We start from the raw sequence: 22979 nt of genomic DNA, 5'->3' as shown, positions 1-22979 counted from the left end.
TGGTTATCCTCTCCCCACGGTAAAGAGCTCTTTCTCTCTGCGTTCATTTTCACGAATTGTTGTCCATGGATCATTGCGTTTGCCAGCGACTGCCTCATCGAGTTCAGCAAGCAAACCTTTGCACTGTTGCGGGTCTAGCAGGACAGATTTAATATGATCCAACCCAAGTCTCTCCACCCACGGCGCAGTACGTTCTGTATAGATGCCCGTTTTGCGATAGTATTGAATCATCGCTCCACAAAGATCAATTACCTCTTGCTCCGTCTCAACCGTAGTTAGCAGTTGTGCCTCTTTAATTTCGGTTCCACCATTTCCTCCGATATAAATTTGGAAGCCGTTCTCCAAGCCTATGACACCAAAATCTTTCACTCCACTTTCTACGCAGCTGCGAGGGCAAGCAGAAACGCCCATTTTAAACTTATGCGGGGTGTCGATATACTCGAATCGTTCCTCCAGTTTAATGCCTAGGCCCATGGAATCCTGTGTACCGAATCTGCAAAAATTAGCACCGACACAAGTTTTGACAGAGCGGACTGCTTTTGCATAGGCGGAAGCAGATGTCATATCTAGCTCCTCCCAAATATCAGGCAGATCTTCTTTCTTTACACCGAATAAGCCAATACGCTGACTGCCTGTTATTTTAACAAGTGGAACCTCATATTTATCTGCAACCTGTGCAATTTTCAACAATTGCTGTGCTGTTGTTTGTCCGCCGCGCATCCTAGGAATAACAGAGAAGCGACCATCCTTTTGAATATTACCATGCATCCGTTCATTAACAAAGCGAGATTCTTTTTCATCTGTATGTTCGTTGGGGAAGGTAACATGAAGGTAAAAATTGATGGCAGGACGACACTTGGAGCATCCCTCAGCGTTGCGGAAGTTTAGCTCCTGAAAGACCTCTTTCGTTGTCGTTAAGCCTTTTTCATGGATCTGTAGTACGATTTCGTCTCTCGTTAAATGCGTACAAGGACAAATACCCGTAGGTGCCGCTGTAACTTTATCTCCGATTACATGCGTTAGTAGTTCATTGATAGTGGTTTTACATTTACCACAGGAATTGCCTGCCTTCGTGCAGCGTGTAACCTCTGCAACAGATGTTAATTGCTGTGCATGAATCGCTTGAACAATGGTGCCCTTCGTCACACCATTACAGCCGCACACCGTATCTGCATCATCCCAATCTGCAACACTCATGCTTGCCCCACCATCTGCTGAAGCCAGCAGTGTCACAGGATTGAGGGTCGTAATATCAACCCCATCGCGCAGCATTTTATAGTATCGATTTTCCTCTGTCGTATCACCATAAAGCACGATGCCAACCACTTTATTATTTTGAATAAACAGCTTCTTATAGCTATTAGCCAAGCCATTATAGGCTTCGATCCCTTTAATATCATCACACTCATGGATAATTCCTGCTGAAAAAAGGTCACAACCAGATACCTTTAAAGAAGTGGAGACCGTGCTGCCTCGATAGCCTTCTGTTGCTCGATCTGTCAATCTATCCGCCAACACGTTTGCCTGTTCATAAAGAGGGGCTACAAGTCCATAGATTCTACGATTATGCTGGGCGCATTCACCTACTGCATAGACACCCTCAGCACTCGCCGCCATAAAGTCATCGACCACAATTCCGCGCTCAACGCTCAGACCAGCATCTTGGGCTAGCCCCGTTACGGGCCTAATGCCAACGGCCATCACAACTAAATCAGCTTCTAGCACACTGCCATCACTAAATTCGAGTGCTTCTACTTTTGTTGTCCCTCGTATTCGAGTAGTTTGCTTCTCCATTAAAAATTGGATGCCTTGCTGCTCCAAATCTTGTTGCAGCAGTCGTCCTGCTTGTTCATTTAGCTGGGTTTCCATTAGCCATTTTTCCAAATGTACAACCGTTACTTCCATGCCTTGATCGATTAAACCTTTGGCTGCTTCAAGACCTAACAATCCTCCGCCAATGACTGCTGCGCGTTTGCAGCTTTTCGCCTGCTCCATCATTTGTATCGTATCGTCAATCGTACGGAAGCCTACCACTTCTTGAAGCTGTGCACCCTCAATCGGTAAAATAAACGGTCTTGAGCCCGTAGCCATAATACATTTGTCATACTTTATACAGATGCCACTCGCTGTTGTTACTTGTTTGTTGTTTGTATCTATTCGTGCAGCAGGATCGTGGTGAATAAGCTGAATGTTATTATCCTTATACCATTGCATGGGGTGGGTAATAGTCTCATCGACCGTCATCTTGTTCTGCAATACATGGGATAACATAATGCGATTGTAGTTGGTGTATGGCTCTTCGCCTATTATTGTTATTTCATATTTGGTGGAGTTGCGTTCCAAGATTGCTTCAATCGTTCTTACGCCTGCCATGCCATTTCCGATTAACAGTAGTTTCTCTGTCCCCATAGCAATCCTCCTCATTGCGAAAACATTCACTTTAATCTGTGAAAAGTTTCACATTTGATAAGTTTATTTTATCATAAATTGGGAAATGGGTAAATTAGAAAGGTCATTGAATAATAAGAAAAGGCTTGAAATATAGTGACCGACACCCTACTTATGTGGAGTGTTGTAGCTAGAGAAGACAAATTCACTAGGTGTAAAGGTTGATCCGAGCTCCTTTTGCTCGTATTCCCATAATCCATGTTGGTTGCAATACGCATACAACTTTCCAGCGGACAGCTTGGGGAAGCGTACTTCTGCTGGTTGTTCAGGGTACAATTTGATAATCATCATTCTGTCGTACGAGCAATACGCTGCAAATGATATATAGTGGTCTTTGCTCATTTCGTGCGCCATTGTAACAAAGTAGTCATCCTCCAGTTCGAGAACCGTTATGTGATGATCAGCGTTATCCGGCTTTGGCAGCAGAGGCTCCAGCGTTCTGCCGCAGCATGAAAGGCCCGCAGCTCCCGTACTGGTCATTACATTGTCACAAGTTTGGCAGACGTAAAATTTCACGTTCACCATATTTCCTTTATCCTGCTCGTTAGGATCTAAGTTACCTAATAGAATTTGCTCGATATTTACCCCTAACACGTTGGATAGTTCTCCAAGTAAGGACACATCGGGGCAACCTAACCCCCGCTCCCATTTTGAAATCGTCTTATCACTAATATTCAAAAGATGGGCTAATTCACTTTGCGTCATCTTTTTCTCTTTACGAACGGTATAAATCAGTCCTCCGACCTTACGGCAATCCATATAGTACACCTCCTGTACATGAAGAGTAACAATTATTAGCAGCTCCTTCAATAAACGCTCCGTAGAGTTTACGAATCCAATCTGGATTCCTAACGATCCCGAAAGGTTATTTTAGGAAATGGGCCGAGAAGTTGCTTTGTTTCTCCATTTGTCATTTATAATGGTACAATCGGGTTACAATAGAAGAACAGAGATAGAGTAAGGAGTTGAGAGAGATGAAGTTAGTAGTAGAAACAATGGCGGCACGTTGGTACAAAGAGCAAATGGAGTTAGTAGAAGGTGACAACCTGCGGATTTTCGTAAAGATGGGTGGCTGCGGAAGTGTGTGCCCGGGATTATCACTTGGTGTTACGAAGGATGAACCTACAAGACCAGGACTTACCCATACGGTAGAGGGCATTCATTTCTATATGGAGGAAGATAATCTCTGGTATCTGGACAGCAAAGATCTAACCATTTCTTTCGATGAAAAGTTGGAAGAGATCCATATGATCGTTGGATAAATGGTTGACCGCGTAAATTGTATAGAGAGGTATTTGATATAATGGATAATTTTTGGCGTGATTTGCCACGACCTTTTTTTGTACTGGCCCCGATGGAGGATGTAACGGATGTTGTGTTTCGCCACGTCGTAAGTGAAGCAGCCAGACCGGATGTGTTTTTTACGGAGTTTGCGAATACGGAGAGCTATTGTCACCCAGAGGGGAACCATAGTGTGCGCGGGCGTTTGACTTTTACAGAGGATGAACAGCCGATTGTAGCGCATATTTGGGGAGATAAGCCGGAATTCTTTCGTCAAATGAGTATCGGCATGGCGAAAGCAGGGTTTAAAGGTATCGATATCAACATGGGTTGTCCTGTAGCGAATGTAGCTGGGAATGGGAAGGGAAGCGGACTGATCTGTCGTCCCGACGTTGCAGCGGATATTATCCAGGCCGCCAAAGCCGGGGGACTGCCCGTCAGTGTAAAAACAAGGCTCGGTTTCACAGCAGTAGATGAATGGCGCGACTGGTTAACCCATGTTCTAAAACAGGACATTGTGAATTTGTCCATTCATCTGCGGACTAGAGAGGAAATGAGCAAAGTAGACGCTCACTGGGAGCTGATTCCCGAGATTAAGAAACTTCGTGATGAGGTGGCACCAGATACACTGCTAACGATTAACGGGGATATTCCAGATCGTCAGACGGGATTGCAGCTCGCTGAAAAATACGGTGTAGATGGAGTCATGATTGGGCGTGGTATTTTCCAGAATCCGTTTGCGTTTGAGAAGGAGCCGAAGGAACACAGCAGTAAGGAATTGCTGGATCTGCTGCGGCTGCATCTGGATCTCCATGATCACTATTCAGCACTGATTCCACGTTCGTTCAGCGCTCTTACGCGCTTCTTCAAAATCTATGTCCGTGGATTCCGAGGAGCAGGTGAATTGAGAAATAGCTTAATGAATGCCAAGTCGACGAGTGAAGCACGTGCCTTGCTCGATGAATTTGTGGTGGAGGAACAGTAAAGGTTCATACTGTAGACTTAGGAGGGAGGCGTTTAGCCTCTCTCTTTTTATTTTTTTGGCGACAGGGTTATAAAAGGTTTAGGGTGCTAGTTTTAGAAAAATGCGAGCAAGTATATTAAAATGACAGGCAATCATACAACAGGAGATGACTTAGCATGAACAAACTGGTTATACTATTCATTGCGGCAGTAACTATACTGACTGCTTGTAGTAATCAAGCAGATATCAGCAATCCGTACAGACAGAAGCCGTGCAAGAAAAGAAACCACTTACAAAAGAAAATACGAACTATGATGAATGGTCTACATTACCTGAGTATGACACTATTCGCTTTTAAATGATTCATATGGATGGGGATGGGCTAATTTTCAATGATATTTTGGAAAGTAAATAGAAGGGGGAAATGAATATGACAACGAGTCCAAGCAGCAGTAAAAAGGAATTATCGCTAGAACAACAAGAGGAACTACTTAAAATATTAAAAGCACGATTTGAGAAAAATATGGACCGCCATTCAGACCTTGAATGGACTAACGTTCAAGCGAAGCTCGAAGCTAATTCTGACAAACTGTGGTCGCTCTATGAGATGGAGAAGACGGAAGGCGAACCGGATGTTGTTGGTTATGATGAGCAATCAGGCGAATACATTTTCTATGATTGTTCAGCGGAAAGTCCTAAGGGGCGCAGAAGTGTTTGTTACGATCATGAAGCATTGGAGTCCAGAAAGCAGCACAAACCAGAAAATAGCGCCATAAATATGGCGGCTGACATGGGCATTGAACTGTTAACGGAAGAACAATACCGAGAGCTTCAGAAGCTTGGGGAGTTCGATAAAAAAACATCGAGTTGGGTGCAAACACCGGCCGCTATTAGAAAGCTTGGCGGGGCTATTTTTTGCGATCGACGTTATGATATGGTCTTTGTGTACCATAATGGAGCAGAATCGTATTATGCGGCTAGAGGATTCCGTGGCTCACTAAGGGTATAAATAATGGACAAAAGGTAAAGATGGACGTAGCCCTTCAAGTAGTAACAGATTGACTTGGATGTGATGCGATCTATGCTTCGTGGGGAATTGGGTGCTTACACGTAAGGTTGGGCCTGATCAATCCTGCCTAATTAAATATAAATCCCTAACCATATTTATAATGGGTTAGGGATTTTGCTTTTAGTATGTAATTCATAGTATGCAAGTATTCCACTTTTCATTGCCGTAACGCCTATTTTTATAGTTATCAATTTTCCATGTATCGGCCTTTCTCAATAACACAAACAGATATTCATCATCAAAGTTAGTTTCTGTTTTGATATAAACTTCTGCACGGTTTTTATTCTTACGTTCAACACTTGTTTCAATAGGGTGCTCTATCCCATTGAATTTCACCGGGAAACCAAAGCTCTGTCTGCTTGTACCGCCATACACCCTCTTTTTGTCGGTGCAGTATTCAACAAAAATAGGGCTGATTAGCCCCGAAAATTCTTCATGCCAATCTGTTCGTGTTACAAAATGATATTCATCACCGGTATATTTTTCTCTTAATTCAGCTTCTTCTTGTGTAAACTGCTTATAAATGCGATCTTCGATGACGTTCCATTTTGATCCGTATTCTTGGACGATATTAACTAAATGTTTGTTCAACTCTTGATTATCCATGGCTTAACACCTCTAATAGTGTGAAATTAGGCTATTACGTGTCCGATAATTGATTTTAATACGCTTGCTGACAAATGGATTAGCCGTAATAAGACTTATGGCCTCTTCCATAGTTTCTCATATATGAAGTAATAACTTCAATTTATATATAGTAGAGAATCAAAATGAAGTAGGAGATGATGGGATATGGCTAATACGATATATGTAAATGTGCGACATTGGCTATTTTGGTATGGAGTATATGGATTCTGTGAAAAAAGTTGTAATGATGAAATTGTATTATATTTAGATGAAGAAAAAACCAACTTTTTAGGACATTTTGATTTATTGACTCAACCTTGTCTCCTTAATTTATTAAACAATGAAATTGATAAAAATAATGTAGATAAAGATTTTTGTGACGGAATTAATAGCTTTATTAGAGGTAGCAAAGATGTTGATTATAGTTATATATATCCGAGGAACGAAGAAGAAATCGTATATCAAGTTAATCACGCTGCTCCAATAAATGATAAAGGACATAAGCCTACTTACATTTATGTATATTCAAAGCTGTCTCAAGAGTGGGATAAAATGAGTGTAGAGAGAATAGTCAGAATATTAGCTAATGATTTCTTTCACATGAACATTGAAAAAGTGGAATTTTTAGAAACTCCGACACTTGAAGAGACGAAAATATCATATGAAAATGATTATGAACCTTACATATAAAATTCGAGCAAGGAGCTGTAATTTAAAAGGTAGCCCCAGTCTGATTGCTTCAAAAAGGTGCAGGCTAGGGGGGCCTTTTTGTATAATAGGGAAAGCAGAGTAAGGATTACATGAGTCATAAAATCAATGGTTATAATCTTAATAGAAACCTTCAAGGAAAGAAGTGATATATGATGAATTTTGAAACGGTGATTCAAGAGCTTGAAGCGCTCGGTAAAGAACGAACGAAGAAAATATATATGTCTAGTGGTGCGCACGAGCCGCTTTTTGGTGTGGCTACAGGCCAAATGAAGCCAATTGCGAAGAAGATCAAGATCAATCAAGAGTTGGCTGAGCAGCTTTATGCCACAGGGAATTATGACGCTATGTACTTTGCTGGCATAATTGCAGATCCGAAAGCAATGACGAAGGCGGATTTTGATCGGTGGATGGATACGGCTTACTTCTATATGCTTTCCGATTATGTGGTTGCGGTAACGTTGGCTGAAGCAGATATTGCACAGGAAGTGGCAGATGATTGGATTACAAGTGGCGAGGAGCTCAAAATGTCAGCAGGCTGGAGCTGCTACTGCTGGTTGTTGGGCAATCGCAAAGACCATGAGTTTTCGGAAAGCAAAATCGCTAGCATGCTTGAAACGGTGAAAAATACGATTTATGATGCTCCTGAAAGAACGAAGTATTCTATGAATAATTTCCTGTATACGGTAGCAACTTCCTACATGCCACTTCACGATCTGGCGGTTCAAACTGCGAAGGCAGTAGGCTCGCTCGAAGTCCAAACAGAGAAAGGAAAAAGCAAGTTTATTAACGCGTCCGAAAATATTCAAAAGGCAATTGATAAAGGACAGGTTGGCTTTAAGCGTAAGCATGTAAGGTGTTAGTCCCTTATTTGTTAAGCTTCCCATATCAACCTTGTGAAGAGTAATATGAATTACGGAATGCGCGATGTGGATGGTTCGACATCAAAAGAACAGTGTGACTTATAAAGTAGTAAGCACGTATAGTAGCTTAGTTTAGAAGAGTGACGAGGGAACACACAATGCCTAAAAACGATAATATGCTCGCCATCCTATGGATGTTGAACGCTGGCGGAAAAATAACTGCAAAGCAAATAGCAGAAAAGTTAGAAATCAACATAAGGACCGTATATCGGTATATAGACGCCTTGTGTGCCAGTGGAGTGCCTATTATATCCGACGCAGGTCATCATGGCGGATATAGCTTGCTGAATCATTTCATTAAAGCGCCGCTAATATTTGATATGGATGAGAAGAAGGCGCTCCTTCATGCTGCTGTTTTTGCAAAAGAAGCGGGATATCCTCTGAGTGATGCATTAGAAAATGCGACATCAAAGTTGAAAATGTATTCCAATCAGGAGCAAGAAGCTAACCTTAGTCGTCAATTAACAGGATTTGAAGTTATCAATCGTACGGCAGCTCTTCCTTCTGTTCAGACGATATTGGCAGAATTGGAGCAGGCTGTAGCAAGCGAGTTTTCTGTAGAAATGGAATATCGAACAAACCGTGAAGAGCAACCGAAGCACAGGTTGGTAGATCCTTATGGAATGGTTTACTGGAACGATAAATGGTATACGGTTGCCTTTTGCCACCTTAGAAATGAGATTCGCTGCTTTCGCATAGACCGTATTCAACAAATCAAGCGTACTCAACATCTATTTGAGCGTCCTGATACTTTTTCGGCCCGTGAATTTTTTATGCAAAATTTGCTGCATGATGCAGCGGGCAAGAATGGTTTAGTTGCTGTAACTATCGGAGGCAGACCAGAAGCATTGGATGATCTATGCCTACATTGGTACTTGGGACATCATCTGAAAGATCGAACATCCAATCAAGCAACCTTTATACTTGAGGAAGAAGCCAGCCATAGCTATATCCCTTATTTACTACTACCCTATGGGAAATCCATTCAAGTCATCGAACCTCAAAGTGTGAAGGATGCACTTCTTGCAGTGGTGTCGGAATTAATGGAACATTATCAACTTTAACAGCTTCACTGACAGCAGTTGTCAGTGGAGCTATTTTATTATGGAGATAATCAATGATTAACGATGAATAGCAAGTTGATAGTATTCAACGGATAGTGAACTATGGGGGGATTTACTTAATGAATCATACGGTATATCTATATGTTTTTGACACAATGGCAGATTGGGAAATAGGTTACTTAACTGCGGAGTTGAACTCGGGAAGATATTTTAAGAAAGGCCTGTCCCCATGCAAAATCGTTACGGTAGGAATGGAAAAGACCCCTATAACGACTATGGGCGGATTGAAAATACAGCCTGACCTTCAACTGGATGATTGCAGCATTGAGAGCATAGATGCATTGATTTTACCTGGTGGAGATACGTGGACGGAAGCCATTCACCAACCCATTTTAAAAATGGCAGCGAGCTGTTTAAATGAGGGGAAGTTGGTGGCAGCGATTTGTGGTGCTACCATGGGACTTGCTCAGGCAGAATTGCTACATTCACGTTGGCATACAAGCAATGATCTGGAGTACCTTAAAATGATCTGCCCTGCTTATACGGGCGAAGCGTATTACAAAAAGGAATCTGCGGTAACGGATGGAGCTTTGATTACTGCATCTGGAGTAGCTCCGTTGGAATTTACGGTACAAGTCCTGAGGGCCTTGAATGTGTTCTCCGCAAAAACTTTAGATGCCTGGTATCGTCTTCATAAGACTCATGAACCTCAATATTATTATGAGTTGATGGATTCAATCCAATGAGTGTATAAGCTGAGCAATAAGCATGTGGGAGCAGGTGGAGTAAACGTAAAGGACGTAGTCGCAAGTGGAGTGGATTGATTGGATATTGAAAAGTTATGGGGGATTTTAGGTTCCTACTGTTACCTTTACATAGGCGAGTGCATAGGATGAGGGTAAACAATGCATTCATGAGAGGAACATGAACATGAGTATGAATTTGTACTGTAAGTCATGCAATAGCTATCAATGGCACAGTCCAAGCATGCCTAACAACGGGAATAACCAACATTCTATGTATAATTGGTATCCTCATCAATATAATTGGAACCCTAGCCAGCACGTCAATGATAGACTGATTCAGTTAAAGGATTATGGCCCAAATCCATTTGTCGTGAATATGGATCAAGCTGCTGAGCAGAATCGTAATTATCGTACGATTCTATGGACGGGTAATCATCTGCAAGTCGCTTTGATGAGCATTAATGTTGGAGATGATATCGGTCTGGAAGTTCACCCTGGCACGGATCAGTTCATACGGATTGAAGATGGTGAAGGGCTCGTACGGATGGGCGATAGGCAAGATAATTTGACGATTGAACAAAGAGTCAATGATGATACTGCGATTATGGTCCCTGCTGGAACCTGGCATAATATTATTAATACAGGTAGAGAACCACTCAAGCTCTACACCATTTATGCCCCGCCAGAGCATCCATTTGGCACCATTCAAGAAACAAAAGCGATTGCAATGGCTGCTGAATAAACGGCTTTACTGTATTTTGCTAGCAGATGAAGAAGAGTTTAATCGAGGGGTGCAAGTGAACAATTAGATTGCAAGACGCGGAATTGTGTTTCCGTGTCTTTTTACATTCTCGGTCCGGCTTCGTTCAAGCTAGGATACGTCATTCTGCGCCTCTTTCCAACTTATATACCTGCATTATTGTCACAATTTAAACGAAAAAGAACAAATACATACCATAAAATCACAACCAACAAAGTGTGTTAAATGTATCGGAATGGAGACAGAGGGATGAAGAAAAACATTTACTTTAACCATGACGGCAGCGTTGATGATTTAACTTCATTGTTCTTGCTGCTGCAAATGGACAATGTAAATTTGACGGGGGTCTCGGTGATTCCAGCGGATAGCTACTTAGAGCCAGCTATGTTGGCAAGTCGCAAAATTATTGACCGCTTCGGCAGTGGCAGAAACTTGGAGGTTGCAGCGTCTAATTCCCGAGGGAAAAATCCTTTTCCGAAAGAATGGCGTATGCATGCTTTCTATGTTGAGGCACTTCCGCTGTTGAATGAGTCAGGCAAAATTGTTACTCCTGTAGCTGATAAGCCAGCACATCTGCACCTTATTGATACGCTGCGTGCAACGGAAGGAAAGACGACCTTGCTGTTTACAGGTCCGCTAACTGACCTTTCTCGCGCTTTAGAGATCGATCCTACCATTGAAGAGAAAATAGAGTGCCTTGTATGGATGGGCGGAACGTTCCGTGAAGAAGGCAATGTGGAGGAGCCTGAGCATGATGGGACAGCAGAGTGGAATGTTTATTGGGACCCTGAGGCTGCTGCGCGGGTATGGGGGAGCGGAATTGAAATTGTTCTCGTCGCATTGGAAAGTACAAATCAAGTGCCCTTGACTTTAGATATTCGTCAGCGTTGGGCGAAGGGGCGTAAGCATGTTGGATTAGATTTCCTTGGACAAAGCTATGCGATCGTTCCGCCGCTAGTTCACTTCGAAACGAATTCGACGTATTACTTGTGGGATGTATTAACGACAGCGTTTATCGGTAAACGCGATTTGGTAAAAGTGCAGCCGATAAATAGCATTGTTATAACGGAAGGTGCAGGCCAAGGTCGGACGGTTGCAACGGATGTAGGCCATCCGGTACAGGTCGTTTATGATGTAGATCGTGAGGCGTTTTTTGATTATATTACAGAGCTGGCGAAGAGAGCGGAGGTACGTATTTTTTGAAAATAGAGAAAAAGCGATGCGGTCGCTTAAAAAAAGAAATTACATTGTCGTTTTACAATTTTGTTCGCACTGCGCATACAATCGACTCCATCCATCTTCTTAGCCTCCCGATTTTGAATGAAAACGAAGGAAGCCAAATGAAGCCATCTTTGCCTAAGGAAGTTATCCATGTATTGCGAATATTGCCAGCATGAATAATGAATAATAATGAGACGAAACCGTTGTGTCATGTGGAAGCGAATTGCAAGTGTAAGAGGCAGAGCAGCAAAAGCAGCAGAAGAAGCAGAAAAAGTAACAGAAGTATATAGAAGTAACAGCATAGGAACAAGAATAGCATTTACAGTAGAACACCGAAGGAAAGTGGGAACATACAAGACAATGAGATTCTTGGGCATGGGCAACTTATTTATATACAGCATCATTATTGGTGGAATTACGGGAGTACTGACATGGAGCTTCTTAGCAGTCGTTTCATTTACCACTCATCTTATTTGGACGGATATACCGAATATGCTGAATATGAAATTCTGGACTGTACTTGTCTGTCTGGTCGGAGGTATTTTGGTCGGGTTATGTCAAAAATATTTTGGCAATTACCCCCGTACGATGGATGCTGTACTTGCTGAATTCAAGTCAACGAACCGAATTGATTATCGCTCTTTATATAAAAGTGTCATCACTGCGATATGTGTTCTTTCTTTTGGAGCCAGTCTTGGTCCTGAGGCGGCGTTGGTAGGTATTGTGGGAGGGCTTGCTACATGGGCAGGAGAAGCCATTAAATCTTTTGTTAAGAAAAGAACAGTTTTGAATGAACATGGGGAATTTGTAATTGAGTATAGTGTGGAAGCGGCAGTGGGCATGATTTTTAGGGCACCGCTGTTCGGTGCTTATACGTTACTGGAAGATAGTAAAGATTCAAAGCGCGTCAAATGGATGAAGACTCTCGTTTATGTCGTGACTACGATCGCAGGCTTTTTTGTATTTATGCTGCTTTCTAAAATAGACAACAGGCAGTTGTCGCTTGCGGATTTTGGCCCTGCAGCAGTTGGGATGAATGAATTAATGGCGACAATCCCACTAATTCTAGTAGGTGTATTACTTGCGAAAGTATATAAATATTTCGGACATATTCTACATAAGGGTCTCAAGCCACTGGAGCATTATAAGGTCATAAAAGCGGTAATCGGCGGATTGATACTAGGAACAATCGGAACCTTACTCCCACTCACGTTATTTTCAGGGGAGCATCAGTTGAACATATTAGCGGCAGAGTGGACTCAGATGTCTGCTTATTTATTAATAGGTATTGGGATAGCAAAGTTATTTGTGACCGAAGCTTGCTTAGTTTCAGGATGGCGTGGAGGACATATCTTTCCGATTATTTTTGCGGGGGTAAGTATAGGTTATGGAATTGCGATGTTATTTCCGCTCGATCCTGTAACGTCGATTACGATCGTTACGACTGCGTTAACAAGTGCCGTGCTGAAAAAGCCAATCGCGGTTATCCTCCTCTTTATGCTGCTGTTCCCGCTAAAGCTAATACTGCTAATGGTAGCGGCAGCTTATTTGCCGAAGTATATGGCGAAGTTGACTTGGAATAAATCTGAAGCTTCTTGATGTAAACTGCTTATCCAATAAAAAGAGCCGTGCACGAACACGACTCCTAACCGTTATCTGCTTATTGAGCGTTTGGCTGCAAGAGTGAGATAAGAGATCGATATAGACTGAAACTATAGACTGCGACTATAGATCGTCCCTCTTGGTAGGCGGTCTATTTTGGTTTAGTAAAGAGCTTACACCAACACATCAAAATGTTTGCTGGCATCGAAGGTGATAAACTCCTTTTCCTGACTCACTCGACTTACCAAATCTGGATTGGCAAGGAAAGGACGTCCAAATGCGGCGGCATCAATGGTTCCAGTATGTATAGCCTGTTCGGCAAGCTCGGGATTCAAGTTTCCAACCCCTATAATGCTGCCGTCCCAATATGTACGGACAATCTCATGCAGGGTCAGGCCATCGGCAACGACTTGACTATAGTCCATCGTAGAAGGATGGATCATCGTTAATCCACTCTCCTTAAATGCTTCCACAAACGTGCGGACAGCCGCATCGGGATCTTCCCACATATAGTCACGCGCATCATCTTTGAAGGCAGAGAAGCGCATAATGGTCCGATCGGCACCAATTTCGGCTATAACGGCCTTCGTCACTTCTTTCATAAAGGTTAGGCGCTGGCGTAAGTCACCGCCGTATTGATCTTGACGGTGGTTCGATAGCTCGGAATTGAATTGGTCAATCAAATATCCATGCGCGCCATGAATTTCAACACCGTCAAAGCCAGCGCTACTAGCATTGTGTGCCGCCGACGCATATTGCTGAATGACTTCTTCAATGTCAGCTGCTGACATTTCTTCTGGGATATCGTATGGCTTACCGATCCTATGAACATGGCCGTTCGCTTGGATAGCAGAAGGTGCTTGCGGCGGAAGGCCGCCTGCAATCTCATGATGCGTAAGTCTTCCCACATGCCAGAGTTGCGCAATAATCGTTCCACCTGCTTGATGGACGGCATCGGTTACTTTTGACCAACCTTTTATTTGATCCTCTGTATACAAACCAGGTAAACCAATCGTACCCTTTGCACGAGGGCTGATCGTAATGCCTTCTGAAATAATGAGGCCAACACCATCAGCCGCTCGTGTGCGGTAATATTCGACCACATCGAGGCCGACAACTCCTGTTTCACGATCGGCAAAGCAGCGTGTCATTGGTGCCATAACAATTCGGTTGCGAAGATTCCATGCTCCCATTTCAATCGGCTGCAGTAATTGCGCTTTTCCTATACTCATAAAGGTATTCCTCCCATTTTAATAGTCTGTCTTTGCTTTATCGTTTCTTACGACTCCGTTTCCTTATGATTTATGGTAAAGGATCAGCATTTCATTTTACAGGTGACATTGAAGGAATTATGCTATAGTGAATTTGAAATTCAAGTTTTTAGGAAGATATTTCTTTTAAAATTAAAGGGGTGTTTTCGAATGGATCAAGTGGACAAGGAAATTGTCATGATCTTGCAGGAACAGGCACGCATTTCGATGACGGAATTAGGGAAAATGATCGGCTTGTCCCAACCCGCAGCTACCGAGAGGGTTCGCAGGATGGAGGAGAAAGGCGTCATTACCCGATATCGAGCTGTTGTTTCTCCAGAGAAGATGCATAAATGCATTAGTGCCTACCTGCTTTTTCATACGAAGCGCTGTGAGAAGTTTGTTGAATTTTGCAAGGAATATCCCGATGTTATGGAACTGCACAGAATAAGCGGACAATATAACTATTTGCTAAAAGTCGTCACCGATACGATGGAGACATTGGAGGCATTTATTAATGCTAGTGGAGAGCACGGAGATTCCACCACATTAATTGTTATGTCGTCGTTAATCGATCAGAAAAGTATCATTCCTACGATCCAAGAGGAATAAGTCTGTGTAGAGGATTTATGCATTCATTTATCGAGTAAGTCTAACAAGATAAACCAACATGAGTGAGGATGAGATTGTGATACTTATAAAAGAACGTAATGAATGGTTGGCTAGTCGATTGATTAGGAGCAGCAGTGATATGATGTTTGCAGGAGTCGTTGCTGGTAATAATCCCGGAGTAGTATGGGCCGATGATGCGTCAAATCCTTCATCCGCGTTAGTGTGGTCCAGTGGATTGGGATGCTTTACGTTCATGGGCAATGCTAGCAATATGGCTTTCCATTCATCTTTGGCGAAGTTAATAGAGGATGAAGTTATACCATTTTTACAAAAGAAAGATACTTCTTACTTTGAGTTTTCAGTAGATTCGGAGGATTGGTATCCCGCAATCCATCAGCATATTGGGAATCGTAAAATAGATGAGAGTTATCAGTATGTGTATAAGTCTGTTATTTCGCAAAATAGTCATGTGCCTTACGATGATAAAATAGGCTTATTTAAGGTTGTAGAGATAGATGAAGCGATGCTCGAGCTAGATAAGCGTGAAATTAAAAATGCAAATTTCTTAGTGAATTACATCGAGCAATATTGGGGAACGCTGAGCAATTATATAGGGAAGGGTTATGGATATGCAGCACTTTCCGAATCCAACGAAGTAGCAAGCATCGCGGTATCCTCTGCTAAGTTTCAATCGACACACACGATTGGCGTAGAGACATTGGAGTCTTACCAGAAACAAGGATTGTCCAGCGGATTGGTGACACGTCTGCTGCAAAAGTTCGATGAACAGCGGATTAGCGCATGGTGGGATTGCATGGAGAGTAATATTGCCTCGCAAAAAACGGCGGAGAAGGCAGGGTTAGAGCGCTCGCATCGCTATAAGATTAATTGGTTCCATTTTTAGGATGAACGAAGCCAGTAGAATGCTGCCACTAAGTAACATCAAATAACACGACTGGACACTAGTGCGTTCTACTAAATAACACCGAGTAATACGAAACAACACCAACAAGCACAAAAGTGTGCTACCGAGTAGCACGATCCAACACCAACAAGCACAAAAGTGTGCTACCGAGTAGCACGATCCAACACCAACAAGCACAAAAGTGTGCTACCGAGTAGCACGATCCAACACCACCGAGCACAAAAGTGTGCTATCAAGTAGCACGATCCAACGCTAACGGGTGCCACAGCGGCTATTTAGCTGATTTGAACTTGTTTTGAAATGTAACGGTCGTCAGAGAGCTTATTTTCCAAATAGATCGATGTTTTTCGCTATAATCACTACAATAAGCTCTCTCAAGATCGTTAGCATTCTAATATGCACAATTTTGAGGAAATAGCCTCAATGGCGTCCGTTAGAGTGAAGTCAAGGCATGAATACAGGTTCCGCGCAGACCCCCAGCGGCGAATCGCCAAACGACCAAATAGTCCCTGCCCTTAGAGAGAACGGGAACTATTTGTTGGTTGCGATGTCTCCTTCTATCCAATACCAATATTCATTAATAGACGGGACTGGGTACGTAACATCCTGGAAATGGGTTGATGTCTTGGATCGCAGCAAACGGGTATTGTTTGGCTGCAAATTGATTCTGGTATAAGTACTCTTGAATAATGACTGTACCATTGCTAATGCTGCATAACAGTCCGCTCACACCTTGCCCATTTGCCAAAGATACACCTACTGGCTGACCTTGTAACTGAATCGCTTTTTGATACCAAGGCGGCATTTGTCTCACCTCCTTAGGCATTGTATGCAAATGATGCAGGCTGGTGCAGTGACTTTGCTGATCTTGGCGTCATTAGAAGAACTGGGAATAGACGAGTTGAGGGTAGATAGGGGGAATTGTGATGGTGAAGTGTAATTCGACTGAACAGGATGAGCATGTAGAAGAACAAGCCGTATCCTATTCGGACACGGACAATCAGGAGAAAGATGCTAATCATTCGGTAAATATAGATGGACATTTTCGTACCCAGGTTGGGGTGGTGGGAGCAGGACCTGCGGGTCTCGTTCTTGCACTCTTGTTACAGCAGGCAGGTATTTCATGCATCGTTCTGGAACGCCAAACAAGGGAGTATGCGGAGACACGTGCGAGAGCAGGATTTCTGGAACATCGTATTGTGGAATTTCTGCGCAGGAACGGATTTTCTAACGGCTTGGATCTGCACGGTGTACAACATACGACTTGTGAATTCCGATTAGAGGGGCGGCAGTACATCGTTCCGTACGGGGAAATGGCAGGCTGTGCTCATACGGTCTATCCGCAGCAATTCGTGGTCAGCGATCTCATTGAGCTGTTTATGACGCGTGGTGGTACGATTTTGTTTTCTCATCCGGTTATTAAGATCGAAGGGCTTCAGGATGATACAGCGGTCATTCATTGTCAGTCGCATAGTCTGTTGGAGCATTCGCCTGCCCAGAAACAAGTGGAATGCGACTTTGTTGCGGGGTGTGATGGGTACCATGGTATTGCCCGAGCTTCTATTCCATCCGATCATTTTTCTACGATAACGAAGCAGTATGGCATTGGATGGCTTGCGCTGTTGGCCGAAGTCCCATCTTCGACGGAACGAGTGATCTATGCGCTGCATGAATCAGGCTTCGCGGGTCAAATGCCGCGTACACCACAAGTGACTCGCTATTATTTGGAATGTTCCCCACGCGATAAAGAATCCGATTGGCCCGAAGAGCGTATATGGAGCGAGCTTCGCAAGCGTATGGCTGTGGATGGTCAAGGTGATGATGAACACATTCCCGGCAAAATTATTGAGCGTCGAGTACTTGAAATGCGCAGTGTTGTTACGGAAACGATGCAGTACGGCAACCTATTTCTAGCTGGTGATGCTGCCCATATTATTACGCCAGTTGGGGCCAAAGGGATGAATCTTGCTATTGCCGATTCTGAGTTTCTGGCGGAAGCTTTTATTACCTATTACGGTGAAGGAGACGGAACGCAGCTAAGTAAGTATACGGAAATGCGATTGCCTCATGTGTGGCAGACGATTGAGTTCTCGGATTGGATGCTGCGCTTGATTCATGATTTGGATGAAAGCGGGAGTCGCACTTATTCAGATCGTTTGCGAAGGGCGAGACTTGAGCGTCTGTGTAGGCAAGGTGATTATGCGAACACATTTGCAGCGCATTATGCAGGTAAGTAGGGCATAAGAGCAAAGCAAGTAGAGATCAGGGGGCATTGAGATGAATCAAGGTTGGCAAATCGACACAGATGAAAAAAGACGAAATGTACTAACGAGTGTGCGAAATGTTGCTTTGGCGGCCGTACAGCACTATGATCTAGCGTGGACACGAATTGAGTTTAATAAATTATCAGATACGATTACGTTTAAAATTGAAACCGAGCAGGAAGAGAGCTTCTTGCTGCGCATTCATAACCATAGTAGAGCAAAAGCAGAAATTCGTGCTGAGATGATGCTGCTTCAGGCACTGGGCAGTCGTGGACTTATTGTTCCTGAAGGTCAGGTAAGTCGTAGTGGCGAGTATGTATTGGGACTTGTTTCGGATCAAGGAGAGACGATATATGCTACGCTGATGAAATGGTTGGAGGGTGACCTGTTGAGCGAGGCACCTACCGAACGTCAGGCAAGCAATATGGGGCAGCTGATGGCAAGGCTGCACAATGCTGCTGCGGAATTTACTCCTGACGGCGATCATGCTTTCCCTACTTGGGGAGTGGACAGCTTCCGCAAAAACATGGCTAAACTTGAACAGTACTATCCATGCTTCTTATCTGAAAAAGGGTGGAGTATGTATCAAAGCGCAGCTGCTAAAATGATAGCGGACTTAGAGGCGGTAGAGAAACAGGCATATAACTTTGGCTTGATCCATGCTGATTTGCATATGGAAAATGTTATTTTCAAAGGGGAAGAGGCTTTCCCAATCGACTTTGCAAGATGCGGCTATGGGTATTATTTATATGATATAGCAGGTACGATACTAGGGCTCGGTGGGGAACATCGGAGGATCTTTCTTGAAGGCTATGAAAGCATTAGGAAGCTGGAAGAGGATTATGAGCGACCGCTTGCGAGTATGTTCGTGATGTTTATGATCGAGAATTACTGTTATCATTGTTCTGATCCTAGAGAAACGGCTGGTCTGAACGCAGAACAGCCGTATGCACAGGCGATTATTCAGAGCTATTTGCAGGATCGACCATTTTTATTCGAAGCGCTTGAACCGATAGCGGTGGAATAATCGAATGGTTGTTAGAGATTATGGGTTCTAGCTTTTACTCTCATTTTCAAAACCATAATCCTTATTTCTTAATCGCTTCAAATGTATAACATTGTTGGGCATCGCTTGGTTGTCGTCCATCTACATAATCTGCGGATACTACGATATCGGTAAATCCAAGGCTCTCAAGCACTAGCTTGAATTCCTCAACACCGTACCATCTTATGGCGAAGCGCTGCAACTCTGTTTGTACGAGGTTGCCGTCTCGCCATTTTTCATATTTAAGATGAGAGACTTTACATTGGTTGAATAGATCAGCCTCGACGAGCTTGCTTTCCATTGTAATCAGATCGCCATTTGGAAAATGGAATGTCGAGGTTCCTTCGAATGTGCCTATCTTAAAGTTAGTATCAGGCAAGAAGAGGTCAACAATGAGTTTGCCGCCAGGTTGAAGATGCTCATAAAGTCGCTGCAAAGCCTGAATAGACTGTTGACGATTCTCAATTAATAGAAATGAACCGGTTGGAATAATAATGGCTTCGTACTGATTGGGCAGCGAAAGTTGCAGCAAATCGGCTTGCACTAGATTCGCTTGAAGTCCGCGCGCTTCACAATGTTGGCGGCAGACAGCGAGCATTTCAGGAGAATAGTCTATTCCGTCCACGGCAAAGCCAGCTTCAAGCAGAGGAATCATAACACGGCCAGAGCCAACCATTACCTCTAAAATGCGTCCTTCACATGCTGCGAGCTTCTGTTTATAAAATTCCAGATCCCCATCAATAGAGTGGCCGATTGGCTTAGTTAGCTCATATACTTCGGTACAAAGTTCACCATAAAAACTAAACGACATGTTATTTCTCCTTTGTTTATGATTGTGTAAAATTTACCCAGATTATAAAATTAAAATAGAGAACAGTCAAGAAGTGCGCTGTGAAAGCTTGTTTAGACTAATAAGCGGGTAATTTTTCAAATTCTACTTTACGGCTAATCCAACTAAAACTATAATGAGTAATAGATTTATGCAAACGTTTTCATAGATCAGACTATCAAGAATAGACAAAAGGGTGTGACTCGCATTGAAAATGATGAAACGAATACTTGTTACATGTGTAGCGTTAGGGATGATGATTCCTTATGTTTCAACGGGTTCCAAGGCAGAAGCGGCAGCTAATGCTCATAATGGAACGATGATGCAGTATTTTGAATGGTACCTCCCTAATGATGGACTTCATTGGAAACGTTTGCACGATGACGCTGCCAATCTAGCGGATAAGGGCATAACAGCGGTATGGATACCGCCTGCCTATAAAGGGACACAGCAAAACGATGTCGGCTATGGAGCCTATGATCTATATGACTTGGGCGAGTTTAATCAGAAAGGTACGGTTCGTACCAAGTACGGCACGAAAGCAGAATTAAAGTCAGCTATTCGTGCGCTGCATGCTCAAAATGTGGATGTATATGGCGATGTGGTTATGAACCATAAGGGCGGAGCTGACTTTACAGAGAAAGTAACTTCCGTCGAGGTGGATCCGAACAACCGCAATCGTGAAACATCTGGTGATTATCAGATTGATGCATGGACAGGCTTTGACTTTAAGGGACGTAATCATACATATTCAGATTTCAAGTGGAACTGGTATCATTTCAACGGGACAGATTGGGATGAAGGCAGAGACTTGAATCGTATTTATAAATTTAGAGGTATCGGTAAAGCATGGGACTGGGAAGTATCCAGTGAAAAAGGAAACTATGATTACTTGATGTTTGCCGATCTTGACTTTGATCATCCTGATGTGGCAAACGAAATGAAGCGTTGGGGCACATGGTACGCAAATGAATTGAATCTGGATGGTTTCCGTCTAGATGCGGTTAAGCATATTAAGCATGACTATTTGGGTGACTGGGTGAACCATGTTAGGCAGCAGACAGGCAAAGAAATGTTCACAGTAGCCGAGTATTGGCAGAACGATGTTAATGCCTTGAATAATTATTTGGCGAAAACGAATTACAACCAATCCGTATTTGATGCGCCGCTGCATTACAATTTCCATTATGCTTCGACTGGACATGGTAATTATGATATGAGAAATATTTTAAATGGTACGGTAGTAGCTAACCATCCGACGTTAGCGGTAACGTTGGTTGAGAACCATGATTCGCAGCCAGGACAGGCATTGGAATCTGTCGTAAGCCCATGGTTCAAGCCGTTGGCGTATGCGTTTATTTTGACTCGTGAGCAGGGCTATCCTTCTGTATTTTATGGTGATTACTATGGTACAAAAGGCAGCAGCACGTATGAAATTCCAGCGATGAAGGACAAGCTCGAACCGATGCTGAAAGCTCGTAAAGACTATGCATATGGCAAGCAGCATGATTATCTCGATCATTGGGATGTGATCGGCTGGACGCGTGAAGGCGAGAGCACTCGTGCGAAGTCCGGCTTGGCAACACTGATTACGGATGGCCCAGGCGGCTCCAAATGGATGAATGTGGGTAAGCATAATGCTGGCGAAGTGTGGCACGACCTTACAGGCAATCGCAAGGAGACGGTAACGATTAACCAAGATGGCTGGGGCGAGTTCCACGTGAACGGCGGTTCTGTGTCCATTTATGTGGAGAAGTAAAAGCGTTTAAGAGAGTTGTACTGAAAAATAATAATGATAGAGGCGTCAAAGGCATTAAAAAGGGGCGGTCGCTGTTTTTTTGGACAGAGAGAGCTTAGTGTCTTTGGCGCTTTTTGGCTATGCAACGGTTCAGCATCTTTGCTAGATTGTACAGAATAAGTGATTACGTGATATATTTTTTGTTCATAGTTGGGGCTAAAATGGAAAAGAATCGACCGTTTCCATAGGAATAGGAACGGTCGATTCTGCTATTATATTAAAATCTATAACTTAATTTACGACTTTAATAGGACGAATTTGTTTAATTCCACTGGTCGGATAAACATGGACCAGAGCATCACCAGGGCTTAACGCGGTAACCTTCCCGAATTGGTCTATACTAACTACTCCCTGTCCGCTGATCAACCATGCGCTGTACCCCTTACCGCCAAACTGATACGTTTCCCCTACTTTTAACTCAAGAACAGGATGAACGACATCGAATGTAGTTACAGATGATTGACTTACGCTTTCAGCGCCAAGAGCGCCAACGGAGCCTGACAGAAGACCGAACGCTAATACAGTGGACATCAACAATTTGCTCATATTTTTCATATTCAAATACCTCCATAAGTAGAATGATGTCGATGTTCGTGGAGTATGAGCATTGTGAGTGCAATCGATCTTCCTACTCGATGCGCAAGAGTATGAAGATCCGAACTTGACGACTTCATTTTACGATCAAAGGGGAGCTATTACTATCAAGAAATGGTAAACTTTTGATAAAGGTTAGTTATAGATTGATGAAAATGATAGAAGAGTGAAAACGCACGCTCCATGGAGGGGCGTGCGTATTATGTATGCAAACTGCACTTATAAAGTTTTGATAGTGTTGGATAATGA

At 43.1% G+C, this 22979-nt stretch carries 22 protein-coding genes and 1 pseudogene; 16 read left to right on the top strand and 7 right to left on the bottom strand.

Annotated elements, in window-relative coordinates; genetic code table 11:
- Window positions 1–3 precede the first annotated feature (3 nt).
- On the bottom strand, window positions 4–2409 hold the full coding sequence (gene nirB, locus H580_RS0110880) for a nitrite reductase large subunit NirB (RefSeq protein WP_028594813.1): 2406 nt from the start codon (window positions 2407–2409) through the stop codon (window positions 4–6).
- A 147-nt stretch (window positions 2410–2556) separates the two neighbouring features.
- Window positions 2557–3207, bottom strand: coding sequence for a helix-turn-helix domain-containing protein (locus H580_RS23995; protein WP_051217398.1), 651 nt, complete (start codon window positions 3205–3207; stop codon window positions 2557–2559).
- 215 nt (window positions 3208–3422) lie between these two features.
- Here H580_RS23995 and H580_RS0110870 point away from each other — a divergent pair, with 215 nt between their 5' ends.
- The 3 genes from H580_RS0110870 to H580_RS0110855 all read left to right on the top strand — a co-directional run bounded on the left by H580_RS0110870 (window position 3423) and on the right by H580_RS0110855 (window position 5702).
- Window positions 3423–3710 (top strand): HesB/YadR/YfhF family protein, encoded by a 288-nt coding sequence (locus H580_RS0110870; RefSeq protein ID WP_028594812.1) that lies wholly within the window; start codon window positions 3423–3425, stop codon window positions 3708–3710.
- A 38-nt stretch (window positions 3711–3748) separates the two neighbouring features.
- The gene (locus tag H580_RS0110865) at window positions 3749–4714 is read left to right on the top strand and encodes a tRNA dihydrouridine synthase (RefSeq protein ID WP_028594811.1); all 966 of its coding nucleotides are present in this window, start codon (window positions 3749–3751) and stop codon (window positions 4712–4714) included.
- 409 nt (window positions 4715–5123) lie between these two features.
- Window positions 5124–5702: a DUF4256 domain-containing protein gene (locus H580_RS0110855; RefSeq protein ID WP_028594809.1), complete on the top strand. Its 579-nt coding sequence runs from the start codon at window positions 5124–5126 to the stop codon at window positions 5700–5702.
- Between the two features lie 192 nt (window positions 5703–5894).
- Here H580_RS0110855 and H580_RS0110850 read toward each other — a convergent pair whose 3' ends face one another.
- The gene (locus H580_RS0110850) at window positions 5895–6368 is read right to left on the bottom strand and encodes an NTF2 fold immunity protein (RefSeq protein ID WP_028594808.1); all 474 of its coding nucleotides are present in this window, start codon (window positions 6366–6368) and stop codon (window positions 5895–5897) included.
- A gap of 186 nt (window positions 6369–6554) precedes the next feature.
- Between H580_RS0110850 and H580_RS0110845 the strand changes: the two genes are divergently transcribed.
- From H580_RS0110845 to H580_RS0110810, 8 genes are all read left to right on the top strand, one after another.
- Window positions 6555–7079, top strand: a complete 525-nt coding sequence (locus tag H580_RS0110845) for a hypothetical protein (RefSeq protein ID WP_028594807.1) — start codon at window positions 6555–6557, stop codon at window positions 7077–7079.
- 173 nt (window positions 7080–7252) lie between these two features.
- Window positions 7253–7960, top strand: coding sequence for a DNA alkylation repair protein (locus H580_RS0110840; RefSeq protein WP_028594806.1), 708 nt, complete (start codon window positions 7253–7255; stop codon window positions 7958–7960).
- Between the two features lie 158 nt (window positions 7961–8118).
- Complete coding sequence (locus tag H580_RS0110835; protein ID WP_028594805.1) at window positions 8119–9084, top strand: helix-turn-helix transcriptional regulator; 966 nt, start codon at window positions 8119–8121, stop codon at window positions 9082–9084.
- A gap of 119 nt (window positions 9085–9203) precedes the next feature.
- On the top strand, window positions 9204–9830 hold the full coding sequence (locus H580_RS0110830) for a type 1 glutamine amidotransferase family protein (RefSeq protein ID WP_028594804.1): 627 nt from the start codon (window positions 9204–9206) through the stop codon (window positions 9828–9830).
- Between the two features lie 196 nt (window positions 9831–10026).
- Window positions 10027–10572 (top strand): cupin domain-containing protein, encoded by a 546-nt coding sequence (locus H580_RS0110825; protein ID WP_028594803.1) that lies wholly within the window; start codon window positions 10027–10029, stop codon window positions 10570–10572.
- Between the two features lie 267 nt (window positions 10573–10839).
- Entirely contained in the window at window positions 10840–11793 is a 954-nt protein-coding gene (locus tag H580_RS0110820; RefSeq protein ID WP_028594802.1) for a nucleoside hydrolase, read from the top strand.
- Window positions 11790–11987 (top strand): hypothetical protein, encoded by a 198-nt coding sequence (locus tag H580_RS0110815; RefSeq protein ID WP_028594801.1) that lies wholly within the window; start codon window positions 11790–11792, stop codon window positions 11985–11987. The genes H580_RS0110820 and H580_RS0110815 overlap by 4 nt, the downstream gene beginning before the upstream one ends.
- Window positions 11988–12021: 34 nt before the next feature.
- Window positions 12022–13410 (top strand): chloride channel protein, encoded by a 1389-nt coding sequence (locus H580_RS0110810; RefSeq protein WP_245583542.1) that lies wholly within the window; start codon window positions 12022–12024, stop codon window positions 13408–13410.
- 176 nt (window positions 13411–13586) lie between these two features.
- On the opposite strand, the pseudogene H580_RS23990 reads toward H580_RS0110810, so the two are convergent.
- Window positions 13587–14663, bottom strand: a pseudogene (locus H580_RS23990) (oxidoreductase); the annotation flags it as partial.
- 171 nt (window positions 14664–14834) lie between these two features.
- Here H580_RS23990 and H580_RS0110800 point away from each other — a divergent pair.
- Window positions 14835–15275 (top strand): Lrp/AsnC family transcriptional regulator, encoded by a 441-nt coding sequence (locus tag H580_RS0110800; RefSeq protein ID WP_028594799.1) that lies wholly within the window; start codon window positions 14835–14837, stop codon window positions 15273–15275.
- Between the two features lie 76 nt (window positions 15276–15351).
- The gene (locus H580_RS0110795) at window positions 15352–16179 is read left to right on the top strand and encodes a GNAT family N-acetyltransferase (protein ID WP_169449363.1); all 828 of its coding nucleotides are present in this window, start codon (window positions 15352–15354) and stop codon (window positions 16177–16179) included.
- Window positions 16180–16777: 598 nt separating this feature from the next.
- On the opposite strand, the gene H580_RS0110790 is transcribed toward H580_RS0110795, so the two are convergent.
- Window positions 16778–17005, bottom strand: coding sequence for a hypothetical protein (locus H580_RS0110790; protein WP_036605067.1), 228 nt, complete (start codon window positions 17003–17005; stop codon window positions 16778–16780).
- A 121-nt stretch (window positions 17006–17126) separates the two neighbouring features.
- Here H580_RS0110790 and H580_RS0110785 point away from each other — a divergent pair, with 121 nt between their 5' ends.
- Both H580_RS0110785 and H580_RS0110780 read left to right on the top strand, forming a co-directional pair.
- On the top strand, window positions 17127–18437 hold the full coding sequence (locus H580_RS0110785; RefSeq protein ID WP_051217396.1) for a 4-hydroxybenzoate 3-monooxygenase: 1311 nt from the start codon (window positions 17127–17129) through the stop codon (window positions 18435–18437).
- A gap of 40 nt (window positions 18438–18477) precedes the next feature.
- Window positions 18478–19491 carry a phosphotransferase enzyme family protein gene (locus tag H580_RS0110780; RefSeq protein ID WP_028594795.1) on the top strand — a complete coding sequence of 338 codons (1014 nt, stop codon included), beginning with the start codon at window positions 18478–18480 and terminating at the stop codon, window positions 19489–19491.
- A 61-nt stretch (window positions 19492–19552) separates the two neighbouring features.
- Here H580_RS0110780 and H580_RS0110775 read toward each other — a convergent pair whose 3' ends face one another.
- Entirely contained in the window at window positions 19553–20320 is a 768-nt protein-coding gene (locus tag H580_RS0110775) for a class I SAM-dependent methyltransferase (RefSeq protein ID WP_028594794.1), read from the bottom strand.
- 232 nt (window positions 20321–20552) lie between these two features.
- On the opposite strand from H580_RS0110775, the gene amyS reads away from it, so the two are divergent.
- A complete protein-coding gene (amyS, locus tag H580_RS0110770; protein WP_028594793.1) occupies window positions 20553–22097 on the top strand; it encodes an alpha-amylase in 1545 nt (514 codons plus the stop codon).
- A 270-nt stretch (window positions 22098–22367) separates the two neighbouring features.
- On the opposite strand, the gene H580_RS0110765 is transcribed toward amyS, so the two are convergent.
- Entirely contained in the window at window positions 22368–22691 is a 324-nt protein-coding gene (locus tag H580_RS0110765) for a BLB8/JUQZ-1 family protein (protein ID WP_028594792.1), read from the bottom strand.
- Between the last annotated feature and the right edge of the window lie 288 nt (window positions 22692–22979).

The organism is Paenibacillus assamensis DSM 18201, from assembly GCF_000422445.1.
Classification (GTDB): domain Bacteria; phylum Bacillota; class Bacilli; order Paenibacillales; family Paenibacillaceae; genus Paenibacillus_B; species Paenibacillus_B assamensis.
This window is presented reverse-complemented; position numbering and strand designations above follow the sequence as displayed.